This window comes from Acinetobacter sp. CIP A162 (assembly GCF_000367905.1).
In the GTDB taxonomy this organism is placed as follows: domain Bacteria; phylum Pseudomonadota; class Gammaproteobacteria; order Pseudomonadales; family Moraxellaceae; genus Acinetobacter; species Acinetobacter lwoffii.
Window position 1 is genome coordinate 388,085 of the sequence record NZ_KB849158.1, and the last position, 17,189, is coordinate 405,273.

The 17,189-nt window shown below is 40.7% G+C and carries 18 protein-coding genes and 2 pseudogenes; 11 read left to right on the plus strand and 9 right to left on the minus strand.

The features are described 5' to 3' along the window. Positions 1-48: 48 nt before the first annotated feature. Both F995_RS04535 and F995_RS04540 read left to right on the plus strand, forming a co-directional pair. A complete protein-coding gene (locus F995_RS04535; protein ID WP_004645634.1) occupies positions 49-972 on the plus strand; it encodes a CysB family HTH-type transcriptional regulator in 924 nt (307 codons plus the stop codon). A 92-nt stretch (positions 973-1,064) separates the two neighbouring features. After that, the gene (locus tag F995_RS04540) at positions 1,065-2,294 is read left to right on the plus strand and encodes an OmpP1/FadL family transporter (protein ID WP_004645635.1); all 1,230 of its coding nucleotides are present in this window, start codon (positions 1,065-1,067) and stop codon (positions 2,292-2,294) included. Between the two features lie 56 nt (positions 2,295-2,350). Here the strand turns inward: F995_RS04540 and carO are convergent, their stop codons facing one another. Continuing rightward, positions 2,351-3,082, minus strand: coding sequence for an ornithine uptake porin CarO (carO, locus tag F995_RS04545; protein ID WP_004645636.1), 732 nt, complete (start codon positions 3,080-3,082; stop codon positions 2,351-2,353). A gap of 319 nt (positions 3,083-3,401) precedes the next feature. On the opposite strand from carO, the gene dapD reads away from it, so the two are divergent. The 5 genes from dapD to F995_RS04570 all read left to right on the plus strand — a co-directional run bounded on the left by dapD (position 3,402) and on the right by F995_RS04570 (position 6,738). Continuing rightward, complete coding sequence (dapD, locus tag F995_RS04550; RefSeq protein ID WP_004645637.1) at positions 3,402-4,223, plus strand: 2,3,4,5-tetrahydropyridine-2,6-dicarboxylate N-succinyltransferase; 822 nt, start codon at positions 3,402-3,404, stop codon at positions 4,221-4,223. Between the two features lie 131 nt (positions 4,224-4,354). Continuing rightward, positions 4,355-5,065, plus strand: a complete 711-nt coding sequence (queE, locus tag F995_RS04555) for a 7-carboxy-7-deazaguanine synthase QueE (protein ID WP_004645638.1) — start codon at positions 4,355-4,357, stop codon at positions 5,063-5,065. A gap of 34 nt (positions 5,066-5,099) precedes the next feature. After that, entirely contained in the window at positions 5,100-5,768 is a 669-nt protein-coding gene (gene queC, locus F995_RS04560; RefSeq protein WP_004645639.1) for a 7-cyano-7-deazaguanine synthase QueC, read from the plus strand. Positions 5,769-5,784: 16 nt separating this feature from the next. Next, positions 5,785-6,198 (plus strand): hypothetical protein, encoded by a 414-nt coding sequence (locus F995_RS04565; RefSeq protein ID WP_004645640.1) that lies wholly within the window; start codon positions 5,785-5,787, stop codon positions 6,196-6,198. A gap of 81 nt (positions 6,199-6,279) precedes the next feature. After that, positions 6,280-6,738 carry a peroxiredoxin gene (locus F995_RS04570; protein WP_004645641.1) on the plus strand — a complete coding sequence of 153 codons (459 nt, stop codon included), beginning with the start codon at positions 6,280-6,282 and terminating at the stop codon, positions 6,736-6,738. A gap of 89 nt (positions 6,739-6,827) precedes the next feature. Here F995_RS04570 and F995_RS04575 read toward each other — a convergent pair whose 3' ends face one another. Both F995_RS04575 and F995_RS04580 read right to left on the minus strand, forming a co-directional pair. Next, on the minus strand, positions 6,828-7,391 hold the full coding sequence (locus F995_RS04575) for a YceI family protein (protein WP_026055725.1): 564 nt from the start codon (positions 7,389-7,391) through the stop codon (positions 6,828-6,830). Between the two features lie 408 nt (positions 7,392-7,799). Continuing rightward, a complete protein-coding gene (locus F995_RS04580; protein WP_004645643.1) occupies positions 7,800-8,405 on the minus strand; it encodes a LysE/ArgO family amino acid transporter in 606 nt (201 codons plus the stop codon). Between the two features lie 104 nt (positions 8,406-8,509). On the opposite strand from F995_RS04580, the gene F995_RS04585 reads away from it, so the two are divergent. Next, positions 8,510-9,415, plus strand: coding sequence for a LysR family transcriptional regulator ArgP (locus tag F995_RS04585; protein ID WP_004645644.1), 906 nt, complete (start codon positions 8,510-8,512; stop codon positions 9,413-9,415). Between the two features lie 5 nt (positions 9,416-9,420). On the opposite strand, the gene F995_RS04590 is transcribed toward F995_RS04585, so the two are convergent. Beyond that, entirely contained in the window at positions 9,421-9,990 is a 570-nt protein-coding gene (locus F995_RS04590; protein ID WP_004645645.1) for a nicotinate-nicotinamide nucleotide adenylyltransferase, read from the minus strand. 103 nt (positions 9,991-10,093) lie between these two features. On the opposite strand from F995_RS04590, the gene F995_RS04595 reads away from it, so the two are divergent. Both F995_RS04595 and F995_RS04600 read left to right on the plus strand, forming a co-directional pair. Next, positions 10,094-10,894 (plus strand): enoyl-CoA hydratase-related protein, encoded by an 801-nt coding sequence (locus F995_RS04595; RefSeq protein ID WP_004645646.1) that lies wholly within the window; start codon positions 10,094-10,096, stop codon positions 10,892-10,894. Positions 10,895-10,965: 71 nt separating this feature from the next. Beyond that, entirely contained in the window at positions 10,966-11,760 is a 795-nt protein-coding gene (locus F995_RS04600; protein ID WP_004645647.1) for a nitroreductase family protein, read from the plus strand. A 275-nt stretch (positions 11,761-12,035) separates the two neighbouring features. Here F995_RS04600 and F995_RS04605 read toward each other — a convergent pair whose 3' ends face one another. The 3 genes and pseudogenes from F995_RS04605 to F995_RS17160 all read right to left on the minus strand — a co-directional run bounded on the left by F995_RS04605 (position 12,036) and on the right by F995_RS17160 (position 14,018). Further along, positions 12,036-12,596 (minus strand): carotenoid oxygenase family protein, encoded by a 561-nt coding sequence (locus F995_RS04605; RefSeq protein ID WP_080591852.1) that lies wholly within the window; start codon positions 12,594-12,596, stop codon positions 12,036-12,038. Positions 12,597-12,800: 204 nt separating this feature from the next. Further along, positions 12,801-13,118, minus strand: coding sequence for a YqfO family protein (locus tag F995_RS04610; protein WP_004279094.1), 318 nt, complete (start codon positions 13,116-13,118; stop codon positions 12,801-12,803). A 17-nt stretch (positions 13,119-13,135) separates the two neighbouring features. Continuing rightward, positions 13,136-14,018, minus strand: a pseudogene (locus F995_RS17160) (LysR family transcriptional regulator). Between the two features lie 170 nt (positions 14,019-14,188). Here F995_RS17160 and F995_RS04625 point away from each other — a divergent pair. Next, positions 14,189-15,931: pseudogene (locus F995_RS04625) on the plus strand (FAD-dependent oxidoreductase). A gap of 42 nt (positions 15,932-15,973) precedes the next feature. Here the strand turns inward: F995_RS04625 and F995_RS17080 are convergent. Both F995_RS17080 and F995_RS04630 read right to left on the minus strand, forming a co-directional pair. Next, the gene (locus F995_RS17080; protein ID WP_004645654.1) at positions 15,974-16,099 is read right to left on the minus strand and encodes a KGW motif small protein; all 126 of its coding nucleotides are present in this window, start codon (positions 16,097-16,099) and stop codon (positions 15,974-15,976) included. Positions 16,100-16,385: 286 nt separating this feature from the next. Beyond that, positions 16,386-17,129, minus strand: coding sequence for an abortive infection family protein (locus F995_RS04630; RefSeq protein WP_004645656.1), 744 nt, complete (start codon positions 17,127-17,129; stop codon positions 16,386-16,388). Positions 17,130-17,189 lie beyond the last annotated feature (60 nt).

Genomic DNA, 17,189 nt, shown 5'->3' on the forward strand with positions numbered 1-17,189 from the left:
AAAGATGGGGCTTTAAAATGCCCCATCCTCTTCTAGGGTAAGAGAATTATGAATTTCCAACAATTAAGAATTATACGAGAAACGGTTAGACAAAACTTTAATTTAACTGAAGCTTCTGCTGCGCTTTATACTTCACAGTCCGGGGTAAGTAAGCATATTAAAGATCTGGAAGATGAACTGGGGGTGCAGTTATTTATCCGTAAAGGTAAACGTCTACTGGGCTTAACCGAACCAGGTCAGGCACTTTTAGGCATTGTGGAACGCATGCTGGTCGATGCCGACAATATCAAACGTCTGGCCGATGATTTCAATAAAGTCGATGAAGGCACATTGACGATTGCCACGACGCATACCCAGGCGCGTTATGTGTTGCCACCAATTGTCAGCCAATTCAAAAAAGAATTCCCTAAAGTACATTTGATTTTGCAACAGGCCAGCCCGATTGAAATCACGGAAATGCTACTGCAAGGTCAAGCCGATATCGGTATTGCGACCGAAGCACTCACCACTGAAGATAATCTGGCCAGCGTACCTTACTATAACTGGCAACACAGTATTATTACCCCGCAGAATCATCCACTGGCAAGCAAAGAACACGTGCTCATCGAAGATCTGGCGCACTACCCAATTATTACCTATCATGGTGGTTTTACCGGTCGCTCCAAGATTGATACCGCCTTTGAAGAAGCTGGTTTTGATGTAGATATTGTGATGTCCGCGCTTGATGCCGATGTCATCAAGACCTATGTAGAAATGAATATGGGCATCGGCATTGTCAACGATGTGGCCTATGACCCGGAGCGTGATTACCGCTTAAAGCAGATTAAAACCGATATTTTCGGCGTAAATACCACTTGGATTGCAGTGCGTAAAGGTCATTTATTACGCGGTTATGGCTACGAGTTTATTTCACTCTGCTCACCAGACGCAGATATTAAGGCACTGAAAAAAGTGGCTTATCCAGACGAATAAAGTGCAATATTTTAAGTTTTTAATCAAAGAGGCGAATAGCCTCTTTTTTATTTTTTGAGTAGATAAAGAATATAAATATCAAGCATAATCACATGCATAATAAATTGAATTATACCAAGATGATCAATCATAAATTTGCTCTTTTCTCCACGGGCTTGTTTTTCTCCGGGGCAGGTTATGCAGCAGCGTTTGAACAATCTAACCAAAGCATCCAATCGTTTTTTGAAAAAAATCATTATGCTGAAGTTTCATTGGCCTGGGTTCGCCCTGATATCAGCGGTCAGGTACAACATACCGAAGAGCTACAACAATTAGGCATCACCGATTTTTCAACAGGAAATCTTGCCCACAACCAATTGATCTCCAATGCAGCATTAAAATTCCAGTTGAATCCTCAAGTGTCGTGGGGACTGATTTACGATCAACCTTATTCTATAGATATCGCTTATCGTTATGATCCTGTTTTTGCAGGTGCAGCACTTCCGATTGAGGCTGCTACCATTCAATTTGAGAGCCATAATTTGACCTCATTAATTGGCTTTCGACCAGACGCTGACTGGAATTTTTATACAGGGCTAAGTTATCAAAGCTTAGAGGGAAATTTATATTTATCCGGGCAGACATTTTATATATTCAATGGTTATCGAGCCACATTTGAACGAGATCCCGCTTGGGGCTGGCTTGCAGGAATCAGTTATCAGATTCCTGAATATTTTTTTAGAACCGCACTGACCTATCGTTCTGCAATTACTCATCACAATAAAACCACTGAATCCATTATTGTAGGTACAAATCCAGCACCTTATACAGAAATTCAAACTCCACAATCTGTGAACTTGGATTTTCAGACAGCTTTAACTGATCAAAATGCGCTCTATGGCACGCTGCGTTGGTCAAACTGGCAAAATTTCGTGATCCAGCCGCCTAAATTTGGCGCTGTAATTGACTATGCGGCCTTACAGTTCCCTGAAGTAAAATCTTTTAGAATGATTGATTATCGTAAGGATCAATGGTCTGGAAAAATCGGACTTGCTCATCAATGGCCATCTTTTGGCATAAATTCTATCGAACTCTTATGGGATTCTGGTACAGGAAATCCGGCTTCAACTCTGAATCCGAGTGATGGCTATTGGGGCATCGGACTAAGTCATCTTTATAAGATTCAAGAAACCTGGGATATTGCGACAGGACTATATTATTTAAAGTTTCAAAAACCTGAAATTTCCTTATCAGAACCTATTACGCCACAGATCGCAGGTTTATCCGCAGTTTCTGATAACAGTGCCTGGATCCTAGGTTTGAAACTGGGTTATCACTTTTAAAATTGTTCTAAAAACAAAAAACGGGCCGAAGCCCGTTTTTTGTATTAAGTAAAATCTTAGAAGCGGAAGCTCACACCTAGTTTCGCTACTGGTAGCCACTTATATTCGTTGTCATTACGAATATCGTCTTCTTCCAGCTGAACTTGTTGGTTAAAGTCAGCAATGACTCCAGGATTTGTAGGAGTAGCAGCTCCACTTGAAGTTAAGTTAACTGTTGGATTTCCATTGTAGTAAGCACCAATTTCACCAAACACACCCCAACGATTAGTAATTGCTGGAGAGAAACCAATACCTAGGTATGGTGCAATATTATTTTTATAAGATAGGTCACCACTAATACGTGCATCTCCATTTGCTCGGAATTCAACATCATTTACGGAGAAGGTTTCACCAGAACGAACTCGGCGATCGATATCATATTGATTATCAACATAAGCTACACCGGCTGCCATATAGAACCAGTTTGCCCAAGGACGAATTTCAGCATTTAGATAAGTCAGATTATTGTCCATATCCAAGTCATAATCAGAACCATTGATTGATAAATCATCCGACCAGGAAATATCACCGCCGTTATAACCTAAAGTGACGCCTACATATGGGTTAGCACTCCAGGAAATTGCACCACCATAACCGGTAGTACCGACTTCAGCACGAACAGAAGCTGGTTTAAAGAAAGAGAATTCAGCAACGCCTTCATCTGTTACGATTGTTTCATCAGCAGCCATCGCAGAACCCGCTGCTAGAGCTAAGACTGATACTGCTAAAATGTTATGTAAAGATTTCATTATTTCTCTCCTCAAAAGAACTTATTTTGATCATTAGTTATTCGTGATAGGCTCAATATAAAGGACTTAAAAAATATTTTTTATTCACATTTTGCTCATCTTTTGTTATTTTTTGATACAAATTAATTTTTCTTGTTGAGAACCAAGTGTTTTCTAACACTTCTCCTACATTTCAACATAATGAAAAAGCACACTTATCACTTTAATAATTTCACGCTTTCTACACTTCTGGTTATTTTTCATCTATTTTTAGTGCTTTCAACTATTTTTCCTGCAATATAGTGTAAAATCTAGAAAATTTTTTTCTGGAAGGAAGATCATGTCGCAGCTTTCAACAATCATTGAACAAGCGTTTGAAGACCGTGCGAATTTTACAGCTGCAGATTGCTCTGCTGAAATCCGTCAAGCAGTTGAGGAAGTAATTGCTGGTCTAGACAATGGTACTTTACGTGTTGCTGAAAAAATCGATGGTGAATGGGTTGTTCATCAATGGATTAAAAAAGCGGTATTGTTATCATTTAAATTAAACGACAATAAACCAATGGAAGCTTGTGATCTTCGTTTCTATGACAAAGTAGAAACTAAATTCTCAGGCTGGACTGAAGAGCAGTTTAAGGCAGCTGGTGTACGTGTCGTACCACCTGCTGTCGCACGTAAAGGTTCTTTTCAGGCCAAAGGCGTGATCTTGATGCCTTCTTATGTCAACATCGGTGCTTATGTAGATGAAGGCACGATGGTTGATACCTGGGCAACTGTCGGTTCATGTGCGCAAATTGGTAAAAATGTTCACTTGTCAGGTGGTGTAGGGATTGGTGGTGTGCTTGAACCACTGCAAGCGAATCCAACCATTATTGAAGATAACTGCTTTATCGGTGCACGTTCTGAAATCGTTGAAGGCGTAATCGTTGAAGAAGGTTCTGTGATTTCAATGGGCGTATTCATTGGTCAATCAACCAAGATTTATGACCGTGCCACTGGCGAAATCCACTACGGCCGTGTACCAGCAGGTTCAGTCGTTGTTGCTGGTAGCCTCCCTTCTAAGTGTGGCACTTACAGCCTGTATGCTGCCATCATCGTGAAAAAAGTTGATGCACAAACTCGTTCTAAAACAAGCCTGAACGATCTATTACGCGAAGACTAAGATGTCTTAACTTAGAGGATACATTCGTGTTCCTCGGAGCTTCAACCGCTCCTCGTCTCTACGATTAGTAATGATCGTAGGGATTTTTATTTTTATACCCGGTTATTTATTTTTCATTGGTTAGTTTTGTTATGAATACGCTTCGATCTTCCGCAATTCCTGTCTCTGATCCGTCTGCGGGTTTACGCATTACGGAGATTTTCTATTCATTGCAAGGTGAAGCCAATGCCGCAGGTCTGCCAACAGTATTTATCCGTTTAACCGGTTGTCCATTACGTTGTAGCTATTGTGATACCACCTATTCCTTTGAAGGCGGTGAGCGTCAGTCTCTGGACGATATCATCCAGACCACGCTTGATTTTAAAACGCCCTATGTCTGTGTGACCGGTGGTGAACCACTGGCACAACCAAATGCCCTACCCCTGATGCAGAGACTTGCGGATTTAGGATGTGAAGTTTCACTTGAAACCAGTGGCGCTTTAGATGTGTCCAAAGTGGATCCGCGTGTTTCCAAAGTCCTCGATTTAAAAACACCAACTTCAGGTGAAGTTGCACGAAATTTGCTTTCTAATCTTGATCATTTAACTGCACATGATCAAATCAAGTTTGTGATATGCAATCGTGAAGACTATGAATGGTCAAAGCAGCAGTTAGAACTGTACCAACTTCAAGACAAAGTGAGTACAGTTTGGTTTTCGCCTGCATTTGCGGTTGAAAAAGGTGCGGTTCGTTTACCACCACTGGCACGTGATTTGGCTCAGTGGATTTTAGAAGACCATCTCCCTGTTCGTTTCCAGTTACAGCTACACAAGTTGTTATGGAATGATGAAACTGGTCGTTAATTTTTTGTAAAGTATTTTTTTGGAGAATCAGCTTATGCGCCCTCGTGCCATTGTCCTGTTATCTGGCGGATTAGACTCAACAACATGTCTGGCTTGGGCACAGGCACGCTATGAATGTATCGCACTCAGTTTTCGATATGGTCAGCGTTCAACGACCGAGCTGGATGCAGCAAAAGCTTTAACGCAACGTGCGGGTGTGGAACATCGCGTCATCAATATTGATCTGGGTAATCTGGGTGGCTCAGCCCTTACCGATCATAGCATTGACGTGCCGGATCATGAACAGTCAGGTATCCCGATTACCTATGTTCCTGCACGTAATACCATCTTCCTGTCTTATGCCCTGGCAGCGGCAGAAGTGTTTAAAGCCGAAGCAATTGTGATCGGAATTAATGCGGTTGATTACTCGGGCTATCCGGATTGCCGACCGGAATTTATTGACGCATTTGCCAATATGGCACGCCTTGCAACCAAGGTTGGCGTAGAGGGTCAAGCGCTTAAATTTGAAACACCTTTGTTACATTTATCCAAAGCAAATATTATTCGCTTAGGTATTGAACATGGCGTAGACTACAGTCAAACGGTGTCATGCTATCAAGCAGATGACCAAGGACGTGCCTGTGGCAAATGCGACAGTTGTCGTTTACGTAAACAGGGTTTTGCGGACGCAGGTGTTGAAGACCCGACACGTTATATACCGTAATAACAAGGTAGAGTTTATGAAGAATTTAAAATCAAGCATCGTGCTTTCAGCAATTGTCTCAGCTGCTGCTATGTTCGCAACTACGGCTCAAGCGGCTGATGACAAATTACAACAAGCTTATAAAAGCACCAATGTAAAATCTGCATTGATCAATGTTTGTAAAAATGAAACTGGCAAAAGCAAAAAATTGACATCTGCTGAAGTCAGCAAATATTGTGGTTGTGCTATTGAAGCAGATGGCAAATTAACCAATGCACAAAAATGGGAAATTCAAAGCACTATTAACCAGAAGAAAAGCCCAGGCACTTTAGCTTTTGTACAGAAGCAGAATAAAGATCTTCAAGCATGCTTTGGTCCACAGTTAACAGGCAAACTGAAAACTTTGACTGAAGAAGCAATGAAATCAGCCCAAGCGGCACCAAAGAAATAAGATCTGATGATTCTTTGATAAAATAAGCCACTATAATGTGGCTTATTTTTTTGAAAAAATTTAAAGAAAACAGGAGTTTTTATGTCTGAAATCAGTTTGCTTGACCAGAATTTTCCTGCGACGACAGGCGAAATCAATTTAACCCAGTTAAATACAGAATGGCTGGTGATTTATTTTTATCCTAAAGATTCTACGCCAGGCTGTACGACTCAGGCAGTTGGCTTTTCCTGTTTAAAAGATCAGTTTGATGCTTTAAACACCACAATTCTTGGCGTATCCCGTGATTCGGTAAAAGCGCATCAGAACTTTACTGAAAAGCAGAATTTGAGTATCAATCTGATCAGCGATAAAGAAGAAATTTTGTGTCATCATTTTGATGTGATTAAAGAAAAGAACATGTATGGCAAACAAGTGATGGGCATTGAGCGTTCGACTTTCATTTTCCATAATGGTCAACTGGTGAAAGAATACCGTAAAGTGAAAGCAGCCGGTCATGCTGAGCAAGTGCTGGAAGATTTAAAAGCATTGCAAGCTGCTTAATAATTGCATGCTTGTGTATAAATAGAAGCTCGAACCATTCGGGCTTTTTTTACAATAACTTTCATATCATCAAGTATTTTATATTTCCCCTAGTTCATTTCACACTGTCCTGATAGATGAAGATTCACTTTATCCCCTACGCCGGCAATTCCTTTTTTCATACCAAAATCCCTACGGTTAATCACGGCAGATGCCTGAACATCAAGCAGGTTGGCATTCGACATACTGGGTTTAAAGGTTGTTTCAAAAATCACAGGCTTGGTCACACCACGCAGGGTTAAATGACCTAAAACATTGTATTTGCCATTGCCCAAGTCTTTAAACTGGATACTTTTAAAAATTACAGTCTTATATTTTTCTACATAAAACAGGTCTTCGCCCAAAATCATATGTTTAAATAGCGGCTTACTAAAGCTTAAACTTTCCACATCCATGACCAGATGAGTTGAGGCATTTTGCGGTGCTTTAACGTCAAACTGCATCGTGGATTGAACCTGATTGAACTTGGCTTTAACTACAGTAAGACCCATCGACTTAATCTCAAAACCGACATCACTTTTGGGAGTTAAGGTCCATGATCTTGCAAAAGACTGACTGGTCAAAGCTAAACAGATCGCTAGGCTAAGGAGCCCAGTTTTTATTATTGTTTTCAATTTTAAATCCACCTTGTTTAATTTCTTATTGATCGGATTTAAGTACACCGCTTAATCTGAAACTAAACTTTCTTGTTTTTGAGCGAACAGGTTTTCGTTATTTTTATACCAGTTTATTGAAGTTTTTGTAAAATCATTCATGACTAACGGACAAAATACTTGCTTTGATTTTTCTCTAATAAGTGGCCCTGCTAGGCGAGCAGTAAACTTGTGTCATCTTATAAAATTCTGATTTTGTAAATTTTTTATACCAAACAGATCGTTTATTTTAAGCTCAATATATATTGAAATATCCATGTGCTCACAGTAATGAAAAGAGTTGTTTTCTGCGCTGCCTATTCTTGATCACTATCTAAAATGACACGTTTAGACAACTCTTAACCGATCTATCCACTTCCGTAGCCTGAATCAAATACTGAGTATTAATGACACCGCGACGCCCCACATGGTACATGCAATAATAGCATCCAGTATTTTCCATGCTTTTGGATGTTGAAACCAAGGCGTCAGTATTTTTGCTCCATATCCCAAACTAAAGAAAAAAAACCAGGAAGCACAGACAGCACCTAAAGCAAACCACCATTTTCCTAAGGCGTATTGGGTTGAAATTGATCCAATCAATATGACTGTGTCTAAGTAAACATGCGGATTCAGCCAGGTAAAAGCCAGGCAGATCATCAGTACTTGTAGAAAATGCTCTGTGAGCTGACCACTTGGTGCCAAGACCTCGGTTGATTTAAATGCGCTGATCGCATGGCGTAAACCATAATAAAATAGGAATCCTGCGCCAATATATTTAGAAAATATAACAATATCCGGATAATGTTCAATGACGCGCGCAAAGCCCAGTACGCCAAGCAGAATTAAAATGGAATCAGATAAGGCACAAATCACACAGACCCAAAACACATGCTGCTGTTTTAAACCTTGTTTTAATACAAAAGCATTCTGTGCACCGATACTGACAATCAGGCTCATTCCCACAGCAAAACCACTCATCATATAACTGAACATCACATTCCCCCTTTTTCGAATAAATGAATTATTGAACAAAATGAGTGCGATTAATTAAAACTAAGTTAATATCAATTTAACTAAATTATTTTTAGATAACAGCTATGCTGAATGCGAAACAATGTGAGGCTTTTTATGCAGTTGCAAAAACGGGAAGTTTCGATCTGGCTGCCGAACAGCTAAATATTACCGCCTCGGCAGTGACCCTACGTGTTCAAAGTCTGGAAAAAAAATTGGGACAATTGCTTTTGGTGAGAGATCGGCCTTGCCGCGTGACCCAATCAGGACAAACTTTATTGCATTATTTACAGCATCAACGTTTGCTAGAACAGAATCTGATGCAGGATCTGGGTGGACAGCTGCAACATGAAGGTTTCTACTGCCTGAATATTGCCACCAATGCTGATTCACTCGCGACCTGGCTATTACCAACCTTACAAACCCAGCTGATCCAGCATAAAATTGTGCTGCATTTTCAGGTAGATGATCAATCACAGACTCATCATCTGTTAGAAGCAGGTCTCGTCAATGCCTGTTTGAGTACAGAGAGTAAGGCAATGAAAGGTTGCCGGGCTGAGTTGATCGGACAGATGCAGTATCGTCTGGTCGCCACCCCTGACTTTTCCCGAAACTGGTTTCATCAAGGGGTACATCGGGATGCGCTACGCCTTGCCCCTGCCATTATTTTTAATGAAAAAGACCAACTCCATACCCAATTTATTCAGCACGAATTTGGCCTGAACCTTGCTCAATATCCTCATTTCTTTATTCCATCGACCCATGCATTTTTTGATGCGATTGTCATGGGTCTAGGATATGGCTGGCTGCCGGACTATCAAACCAGGGATTTGCTGGAGTCAGGTCGACTGCTTGAACTTTCAAGTGAGATGCGAATTGAAGTACCCTTGTATTGGCATCACTGGAAAGAACAGTCGTCTGCCCTGGAAATTTTAGGCGAATGTTTGAAACAGCATGCTCAAACTACCATGAATCAACCCATAACAACCTGATACTTTTAAACTAGATTGGTTTTATCATTCTGGGCAAATTTTTCACTGAGTTGCTGATAGGTCGTGGTTTTTTGGAAATTCTCTAGAAAATCAATCGTGCCTTGTGGAAATTTATCCCGTTGAATTTCGCCGCGATAATAAGCTTCACGCATCGGCGTAGCGGATAAGGCATCTTCAAGGCTGTCAAGTTCGACCATTTCCCATTCTGGGAAAAACTTTAAATAATAAGAAGAATCATCTTTAAAATGCCCAATCAGTCCGACTTTGGCATCCGGTTCAATAACCTGATTCACCAGCGATTTCACCAGTTTTTGCCATTTTTCATCATTATAAACATCTATGACTTCTACAAATTTGATCCGAGCTCGATCTTCAGGACTGAAATTTGACAGGATCATGGCTTCACGCTCCGAAGCCAAAAATGGATTCTTGATATTGCGTTCATTTTGTGCAGAACCAAGCGCTAAAATCACATGTTGACTATGCTGCAGGGCAATGTTAATCGTTTGCATGTGTGCCAGATGAAAAGGCTGAAAGCGGCCAATGAAAACCAGATAATCAAATGTATAGTTCATAAGGGATCAGTTTTTTATGACTCATGAGTTGTGCTGTCCCAATAAATATGCGACATAATCATTCCCATAAAATCAAATTAAGTTTTAAAGCAAGGATAGTACGATGACACTGAGCTGTATTCAACAACCTCATGAGCATTTGAATGCGAATTTAGAACATGGTGTACTCACTTTAGCCATCAATCGCCCGGAAGCGAAAAATGCGTTATATAGTGAGCTTTATCTCTGGATTGCGAAAGCTTTAGATGAAGCAGATCAGGCACCTGAAGTTCGTGTAGTTGTATTGCGTGGTCAGGACACAGACTTTAGTGCGGGCAATGATATGCAGGATTTTATGAAATCTGCTGCGAAGAAAGGTCAGGCACCCGCTGCTGAAGGCCCGCCGTTTGTTTTACTCAAATCTGCTGCAAAATTTTCCAAGCCTTTGATTGCTGCGGTGCGTGGTGTTGCGATCGGCATTGGCGTGACGATCTTATTGCATTGTGATCTGGTCTATAGTGACAATACTGCCTTGTTCCAGATTCCATTTGTCAGTCTGGGTCTATCGCCTGAAGGCGCTTCAAGCAAGCTGTTGATTCAGCAAGCGGGTTATCATAAAGCGGCCGAATTATTGCTGACTGCGCAAAAATTCAATAGCGAAAAAGCACTCGACGCAGGTCTGGTAAATAGCATTGAAGAAGATGTTTACACCAAAGCAGCAGCACAAGCTACCCAACTCTCTGCCCTGCCATTGGCATCACTGGTGCAATCCAAAGCCTTGATGAAACACAATGTGAATGAAATTGTGGAATGGATTGACCATGAAGCAGAGATTTTCATGCAGCGTGTCGGCTCACCAGAAATGCTGGAAGCGGTTCAAGCCTTTATGCAAAAACGTAAACCTGATTTCACACAATTCAACTAATTTTCAAACTTATGAGTTCAATGAGGTGGTTTAAACCGCCTCAATCTTTTATTTTTCCAAGAATCTGAAGTATGCCAAATCAAAACTCCGAAACCTCTTCCCAAACAACAGATAGCTCAAATCCAGAAAAGAAACGTTATTACGAACCTGCATCCCAAGATATAGATGTCGATAATTTTCGTAAAGTAATTGAAAGCCGACGTTCAGTACGTAAATTTACCAAAAAGCCAATTCCTGTTGAAGTTCTAGATGCCTGTCTGGATCTGGCATTGTTGGCCCCGAATTCGTCGAACTTGCAGCCTTGGACTTTTTATGTGGTACAAAATTCAAGCAAGAAAAAACATCTGGTCAAAGCCTGTATGAGTCAACTGGCAGCCAAAACAGCTTCTGAGCTAATTGTCTGTATCGCACGTACCGACCGTATCGATGAAATGGCGAAACGTAATGTAAATGAATTTCCATTTCCAGAAGCACCGCCCGCGATTAAGAAATACTATAAATATATTCCTTACAACTATAAGACTGGTTATCTGAATGCTTTTGGTAACTTTAAGAAAGTGGCTTTCAAAGTTGCCCGTACATTGGACAAACAAATGCCAGTGTCTGCTTTCAGCCCGGCTGATGCGAAACTCTGGGCGACCAAAACGACGGCGCTCGCTTGTGAAAATCTGGTTTTAGCTTTACGTGCTTATGGTTTTGACAGCTGTATGATGGAAGGTTTTGATGAGCCGATGGTTCGTGAAATTCTGAAATTGAATGATGAACAGTATCCGGTCATGGTAATTGGTGCGGGTGAACGTGCTGAAGACGGCGTGTTCTTCCCGCAGTACCGTTTTGATCGTGAGCTGTTTATTCAGAAGGTTTAAGTACGTTTATTGAATGAATATCACGGCCTCGACTGTTTTCTTAAATTAACTGATATACGCGTAGGCATTTTCGTTACTTTGACAGGCCAAAGTAACCAAAGCCATTGCCAGACAGAAGGTTCATCCTTGAACCTCTGTCTGGCAGGTGACATCCATGTCACCTCAATGTAAATTCACTACTATTTTGAAAAGAAATAATATTTGATACGCGGATGGCGAAGGCGAAAAGGAAGAAATCTATTTAGAGCAAATACAAGTCGATGCTAAATCATTTTTTAAGAATAGTTCGCTCTTAATTTCCGATAATCAATCCAGTTACAATGAAATCCGACCGGTACCCGAACTGGTAAATGAATCGTTGCAATGGGTCCTTCTGTAATATGCTGGGCATCCAGAATTACAACTTTCGAGGGGCTACAATCTAAAGCATGGATATAATACATTAGCCAGCCATCATTTTCAGCCTGAGCATTTTCCCGTGCGACAAAGACTGCCTCACCAGTAACCCAGTTTTCTCCAAAGGAGTAACTTTCTGTGGTTCTGGTTCTTAAATTAAAACACATCACCGTATTGCTGCTGACATGGGAAGGATCGTCAAATTCACCAAAAGAAATACTATAGATATAACGATACTGTCGCCCAATAAATGCTTCATTAATCCGTGGAAATTCCTGCTTGATATTTGATAATACGGTTCGTGTCACTTTTCCCGTTCCTTGTTCAAAAATAAAGCGCTCTAATCGTATATCCTGATCTTCGATCGGTCCCTGAATCGAGCGGATCAATGCTTTGGAGTGCACTGGAATAGGGAATACGACTATGCAGAATTTCTGCACTGTATTGAATGGATTTACTAAGCGTATTTTTGAGCATTCTGCTCAGCAGTTTTGGCCACGGCATTGTTATTTTCCTTATTGTATTTTTTCTTTGGATTATTCTGGCAGAAATGATAATAACAAAAGCAGGTCGGCTGGTTTCTGAATCTAGATTAACGGCGCGCTAAGTCAAACGTGCCGCAGCAGAGCATCAATTTTATAATTTTAGACTTTGATATCCAGAAGCTGAATAAACTCAAAGGCCGGCTCTTCATAAGGATGACTTTCTTTCAGCGCCTTGGCCACATCGACTGCCTTTTCATCAGGCACCAGAATTTCTACCCGCCATTCTTCTACCTGTTCCAGTTTACCCACTTCACCAATATGCGGATCTGCACCTTCCTGTGGTTTAAACTGTCCGGTTCCTAAAACCTGCCAGGCACAATTCGTATACTCACCAATACCGCCCGCTCCTGCTGCAAATATCGCATTCTTGGTGTCTTCCAGGTTTTCATCCGGCACGTAATAAATCAGCTTTAACATATATTCCTTCCTACAATTCAGATACTTGTTGTATTGTTAAGTGCTTGGGTAATCATCTTCAATGCAGGATTTTGAGAAATCTTGTTAAATGTTGCATATAAATCCAGTTTTGGCAGTGCCTGATCAGTCTGGACAATTTTCACATGATCATTCAAAAACCGCAGTAAATATTCAGGCGCAAAACTAAAGCCCATTCCCATATTGGTCAGATTGATGTGTTGCAAGACATTGGTCACCCACAACAGCTGTTCATGCTCAAGCTGATCAATGCAGAGTAGTCTATCCAGCTTTTCATAAAATACTGGTGAAGCATTCTGCTCACACATAATTATATTATGGTTTTTTTAGTTCCTGTAATTTCAGGATTCGATCTGTAGAATGTAAGTGCTGAGCGGCTATCAGATAAATTTGCTCGGTTAATAAATGAATATTCTCAAAATCTGGATGGTCCAGATGAAAGCGGGTAATACATAAATCCAGTTCAGCATTTTTTAGCCGCTGAATCTGTTCCATACAGGTCAGGCTATGCAGATGGATTTTTAAGTCCGGCATGGTTTTTTTAAGCTGGGCCAGAATCTGTGGCATCACTTTTATTTCTGCGACATTCAGGAAGCCAATGTGAATCTGGTTATTTTTCTGCTGCGCAACCTGACGCGCTGCTGCTACTGCCAGTTTGGCATTTTCCAGTGCTTTTTCGGCATAGATCTGAAAAGCCTGCCCTTCATCGGTGAGTTTGACCTTTCTGGATGAACGATCAAACAGCATGACGCCTACTTCCTGCTCCAGATCCTTAATTTGCTGGCTTAATGACGGCTGAGCGGTAAACAGTTTTTCGGCAGCCTTGGTAAAACTTTGTTGCTGCGCCACAGTAATAAAATAGCGTAAATGTCGAAGTTCCATAGCCTGCCCGGTTTCTGATCAGGTCAGCATCTTAAGATTATGACCCACGTATTGCAAATAAGAATAGGTCGATAGTTTATATGAATATCGCTATATCAACAGATCCTGTTTTACTAGACTGCCTGATTATATAGATAGCTTGTTCTTCACCTATACACATGGAGTCTTGTATGACACAACACTATGACACTGATGTTCTGATCATTGGTACTGGTCCTGCAGGTTCAACATTAGGTTTGGCTTTGGCGAATTATGGTATCAAGGTACAACTGTTTACCCAGTTTAGCTGGCTGGCCAATAGTCCACGTGCCCATATTACCAATCAGCGTGCCATGGAAGTATTACGTGATTTAGGTATTGAAGAACAGGTTAAAGAGATTGCAACACCATGGGAACAGATGGGTGAAAGCCTGATTACCACCAGTCTGGTCGGCGAAGAAATCGCCCGTTTAAGTGCATGGGGTACCGGTGATGAACGTCATGGTGACTATATCCAAGGCAGTCCATGTCCATTAGTCGATCTGATTCAGCCAAAAATGGAAGCTTTACTGGTGAAAAATGCCGGTGAACGTGGTGCAATTTATAACTTCAATACTGAATACCTGTCACATGTGCAGGACGAAGATGGCGTGACTGCTACTTTCCTGAACCGCATTACCAATACTGAATTTAGCTTAAGAGCAAAATATCTGGTGGGTATGGATGGTGCTAAATCTCGTGTATTGGAACAGCTCGGCTTGCCACTGGAAGGCGTGATGGCACGTGCCGGTACCGTCTATGTGACCTTTAAAGCTGATCTTTCTCAATACGTTCAGCACCGTCCTGCGATTCTGCAATGGATCGTGAATCCTGAAGCCAGCTTTGGCGATCTCGGTATGGGATTGTTACGTGCGATTACTCCTTGGAATGAATGGATTATGGGCTGGGGCTTTGACATTTCCAAAGGCGAGCCACAGGTGACTGAAGAACAGATACATGCACGCCTGAATGCCTTTGTCGGTGCAGAAATTGAAGAGGTTGAAATCCAGAAATTGTCGTACTGGTATGTAAACCAGACCTAGGCAACTGAGTATTCTAAAGGTCGCGTGTTCTGTGGCGGTGATGCCGTACATCGTCATCCACCATCCAGTGGTTTAGGCTCGAATACTTGTATGCAGGATGCCTTTAACCTGGGCTGGAAACTGGCATATGTCGTTAAAGGCTGGGCTGCGCCTTCCCTATTGGATTCATATACGGCTGAGCGTGCGCCTGTGGGTAAGCAGATTGTGGCGCGAGCAAACCAATCACGTTTTGATTATAAATATCTGAAAGAAGTCTTCGGTTTTGATAATGGTGTGACTACACAAAAACAAATGCTGGAACGTATCTTTGCGGAAGATGAGCAAGGTGCTGAAATCCGTCAAAAACTATTTGAAGCTTTGGAAATTAAAAACTTCGAATTTAATGCACAAGGTGTAGAACTGAACCAGCGATATAGCTCCAATACGGTGATTGCAGAATCCGAGCCTGAGATTTTTGAAAAAGATGAGCAGCTTTATTTACAGGCAACCACTCGCCCAGGCGCTAAAGTTCCGCATACTTGGCTGATCAATGCCAAAGGTCAAAAGCAGTCGACACTGGATATTACGGGTAAAGGTCGTTTTACCCTGCGCACAGGTTTATCCGGTAAAGGCTGGAAACAGGCGGCAGAAGCATTGGATTTGCCATATCTGGATGTGACTCAGATTGGTTCACGTGACTATCGTGATGTGTATGGAACCTGGAATGCCAAGTCTGAAATTCATGAATCTGGTGCAGTACTGGTTCGTCCGGATGGTTATGTGGCTTGGCGTTATCAGGACAGTACCAATAAAGCTTTTGATTATGAAAATACGTTAAAGGCGGTATTGAAGCAGGTTCAATTGGTTATTTAAATTATAAAGCCACCTTAATGGTGGCTTTCTTAAAGCTGATGATCAAGAACCCTGCAGCAAGTAACTGCCCACAACGAACAATATTTGTAGTCCTACAACAATACAAAACAACATCCAGCCTTTCTGACGCATTGCCGCCTTATCCATTATTCTAAGTGTTTTAGCCATGTCATCACCTCATCTTTGAGAATTGATACTGAACCGATCTATTCCATCTTTCTTTTATAGTGCAATAAAGTTGTGCATAAAACATACCATAGCACTTTATATACAATATAAAAGCAAAATCTAAACCAACTCAGCAGGAAGAAAAAAAATTAAAAAATCAGAATGCTTAAAAAGCAAAAATCCACCAAATTGGTGGTTGAATAATCCTATGTTAGTGAATTTATTTTAATTTTTCCATACAGTAAAATTAAGATACTATTTAAAAACAATATTTATAATAAAAAATTCATTCACCTTGTTTTAATTTCCAAGATGAGAATAAAAACACGGACATTGTACCAGCCAAATTCACTGCTAATTCTGCATGTCTTGGAGAAGGTTTAAAGTTTATTTTACCTTGCCCATGAGCATCACCCACTTTATTTCTCAATGATCCTAAACCTTCAATGATGGAACTACATCCTCCGAGAATTTGTTTGAAAGTCTGCTCCGTATGTTGAGATGGAGCAAGGTTTAATTCTTTACTCACCAATCTATACAGTTGATTTATATCTGGAGCATTGCCATAACCGACTTCGTATTCATCAAGAATATATTTGCAGGTCGATTCTAAAAGTGTTCGAGCTAATGTAATCGCACCTTCGGGATCTGTACTTCTTCGCTCTAATGCTTTCTGCCATATTCGATGTATATAATCCGAGCTTAATTCAGCAATCTTCAACTGTACTACCTGATCCAATGGAGGAACATCTAGACTTTCTAATACATTAAAGAATTCTTTAAATTCCGAATAAATATAATTTTCACGTTCAGCGTAAGATTCAAAATCCCACTTAATCCTAGCTTCAAATTCATCTAATGTGCGTGTGTCTTTAATAAAAAATGGAATATATTCATAAAAGTTTTTAAATGTCAGTAACTCTTGTCTAAGCTGCATAAATGCCTCTGAAGAACCTTTTTCATAAGTATCAGTAGCTCTAGCTATTAGCAATTCTTGTAAAAGTAAAACTTTTTCAATTAAATCGGACATTTGAGGACTCTTTATTCATTTTTTAATCTTTTTCAATTCTATATCTAATCACCTATAAAT

Excerpts from the sequence above, each read along its gene's own strand:
- F995_RS04535 (WP_004645634.1), top strand. The coding sequence starts at position 49 with ATGAATTTCCAACAATTAAGAATTATACGAGAAACGGTTAGACAAAAC.
- F995_RS04540 (WP_004645635.1), top strand. The coding sequence starts at position 1,065 with ATGCATAATAAATTGAATTATACCAAGATGATCAATCATAAATTTGCT.
- carO (WP_004645636.1), bottom strand. The coding sequence starts at position 3,082 with ATGAAATCTTTACATAACATTTTAGCAGTATCAGTCTTAGCTCTAGCA.
- dapD (WP_004645637.1), top strand. The coding sequence starts at position 3,402 with ATGTCGCAGCTTTCAACAATCATTGAACAAGCGTTTGAAGACCGTGCG.
- queE (WP_004645638.1), top strand. The coding sequence starts at position 4,355 with ATGAATACGCTTCGATCTTCCGCAATTCCTGTCTCTGATCCGTCTGCG.
- queC (WP_004645639.1), top strand. The coding sequence starts at position 5,100 with ATGCGCCCTCGTGCCATTGTCCTGTTATCTGGCGGATTAGACTCAACA.
- F995_RS04565 (WP_004645640.1), top strand. The coding sequence starts at position 5,785 with ATGAAGAATTTAAAATCAAGCATCGTGCTTTCAGCAATTGTCTCAGCT.
- F995_RS04570 (WP_004645641.1), top strand. The coding sequence starts at position 6,280 with ATGTCTGAAATCAGTTTGCTTGACCAGAATTTTCCTGCGACGACAGGC.
- F995_RS04580 (WP_004645643.1), bottom strand. The coding sequence starts at position 8,405 with ATGTTCAGTTATATGATGAGTGGTTTTGCTGTGGGAATGAGCCTGATT.
- F995_RS04585 (WP_004645644.1), top strand. The coding sequence starts at position 8,510 with ATGCTGAATGCGAAACAATGTGAGGCTTTTTATGCAGTTGCAAAAACG.
- F995_RS04590 (WP_004645645.1), bottom strand. The coding sequence starts at position 9,990 with ATGAACTATACATTTGATTATCTGGTTTTCATTGGCCGCTTTCAGCCT.
- F995_RS04595 (WP_004645646.1), top strand. The coding sequence starts at position 10,094 with ATGACACTGAGCTGTATTCAACAACCTCATGAGCATTTGAATGCGAAT.
- F995_RS04600 (WP_004645647.1), top strand. The coding sequence starts at position 10,966 with ATGCCAAATCAAAACTCCGAAACCTCTTCCCAAACAACAGATAGCTCA.
- F995_RS04610 (WP_004279094.1), bottom strand. The coding sequence starts at position 13,118 with ATGTTAAAGCTGATTTATTACGTGCCGGATGAAAACCTGGAAGACACC.
- F995_RS17080 (WP_004645654.1), bottom strand. The coding sequence starts at position 16,099 with ATGGCTAAAACACTTAGAATAATGGATAAGGCGGCAATGCGTCAGAAA.
- F995_RS04630 (WP_004645656.1), bottom strand. The coding sequence starts at position 17,129 with ATGTCCGATTTAATTGAAAAAGTTTTACTTTTACAAGAATTGCTAATA.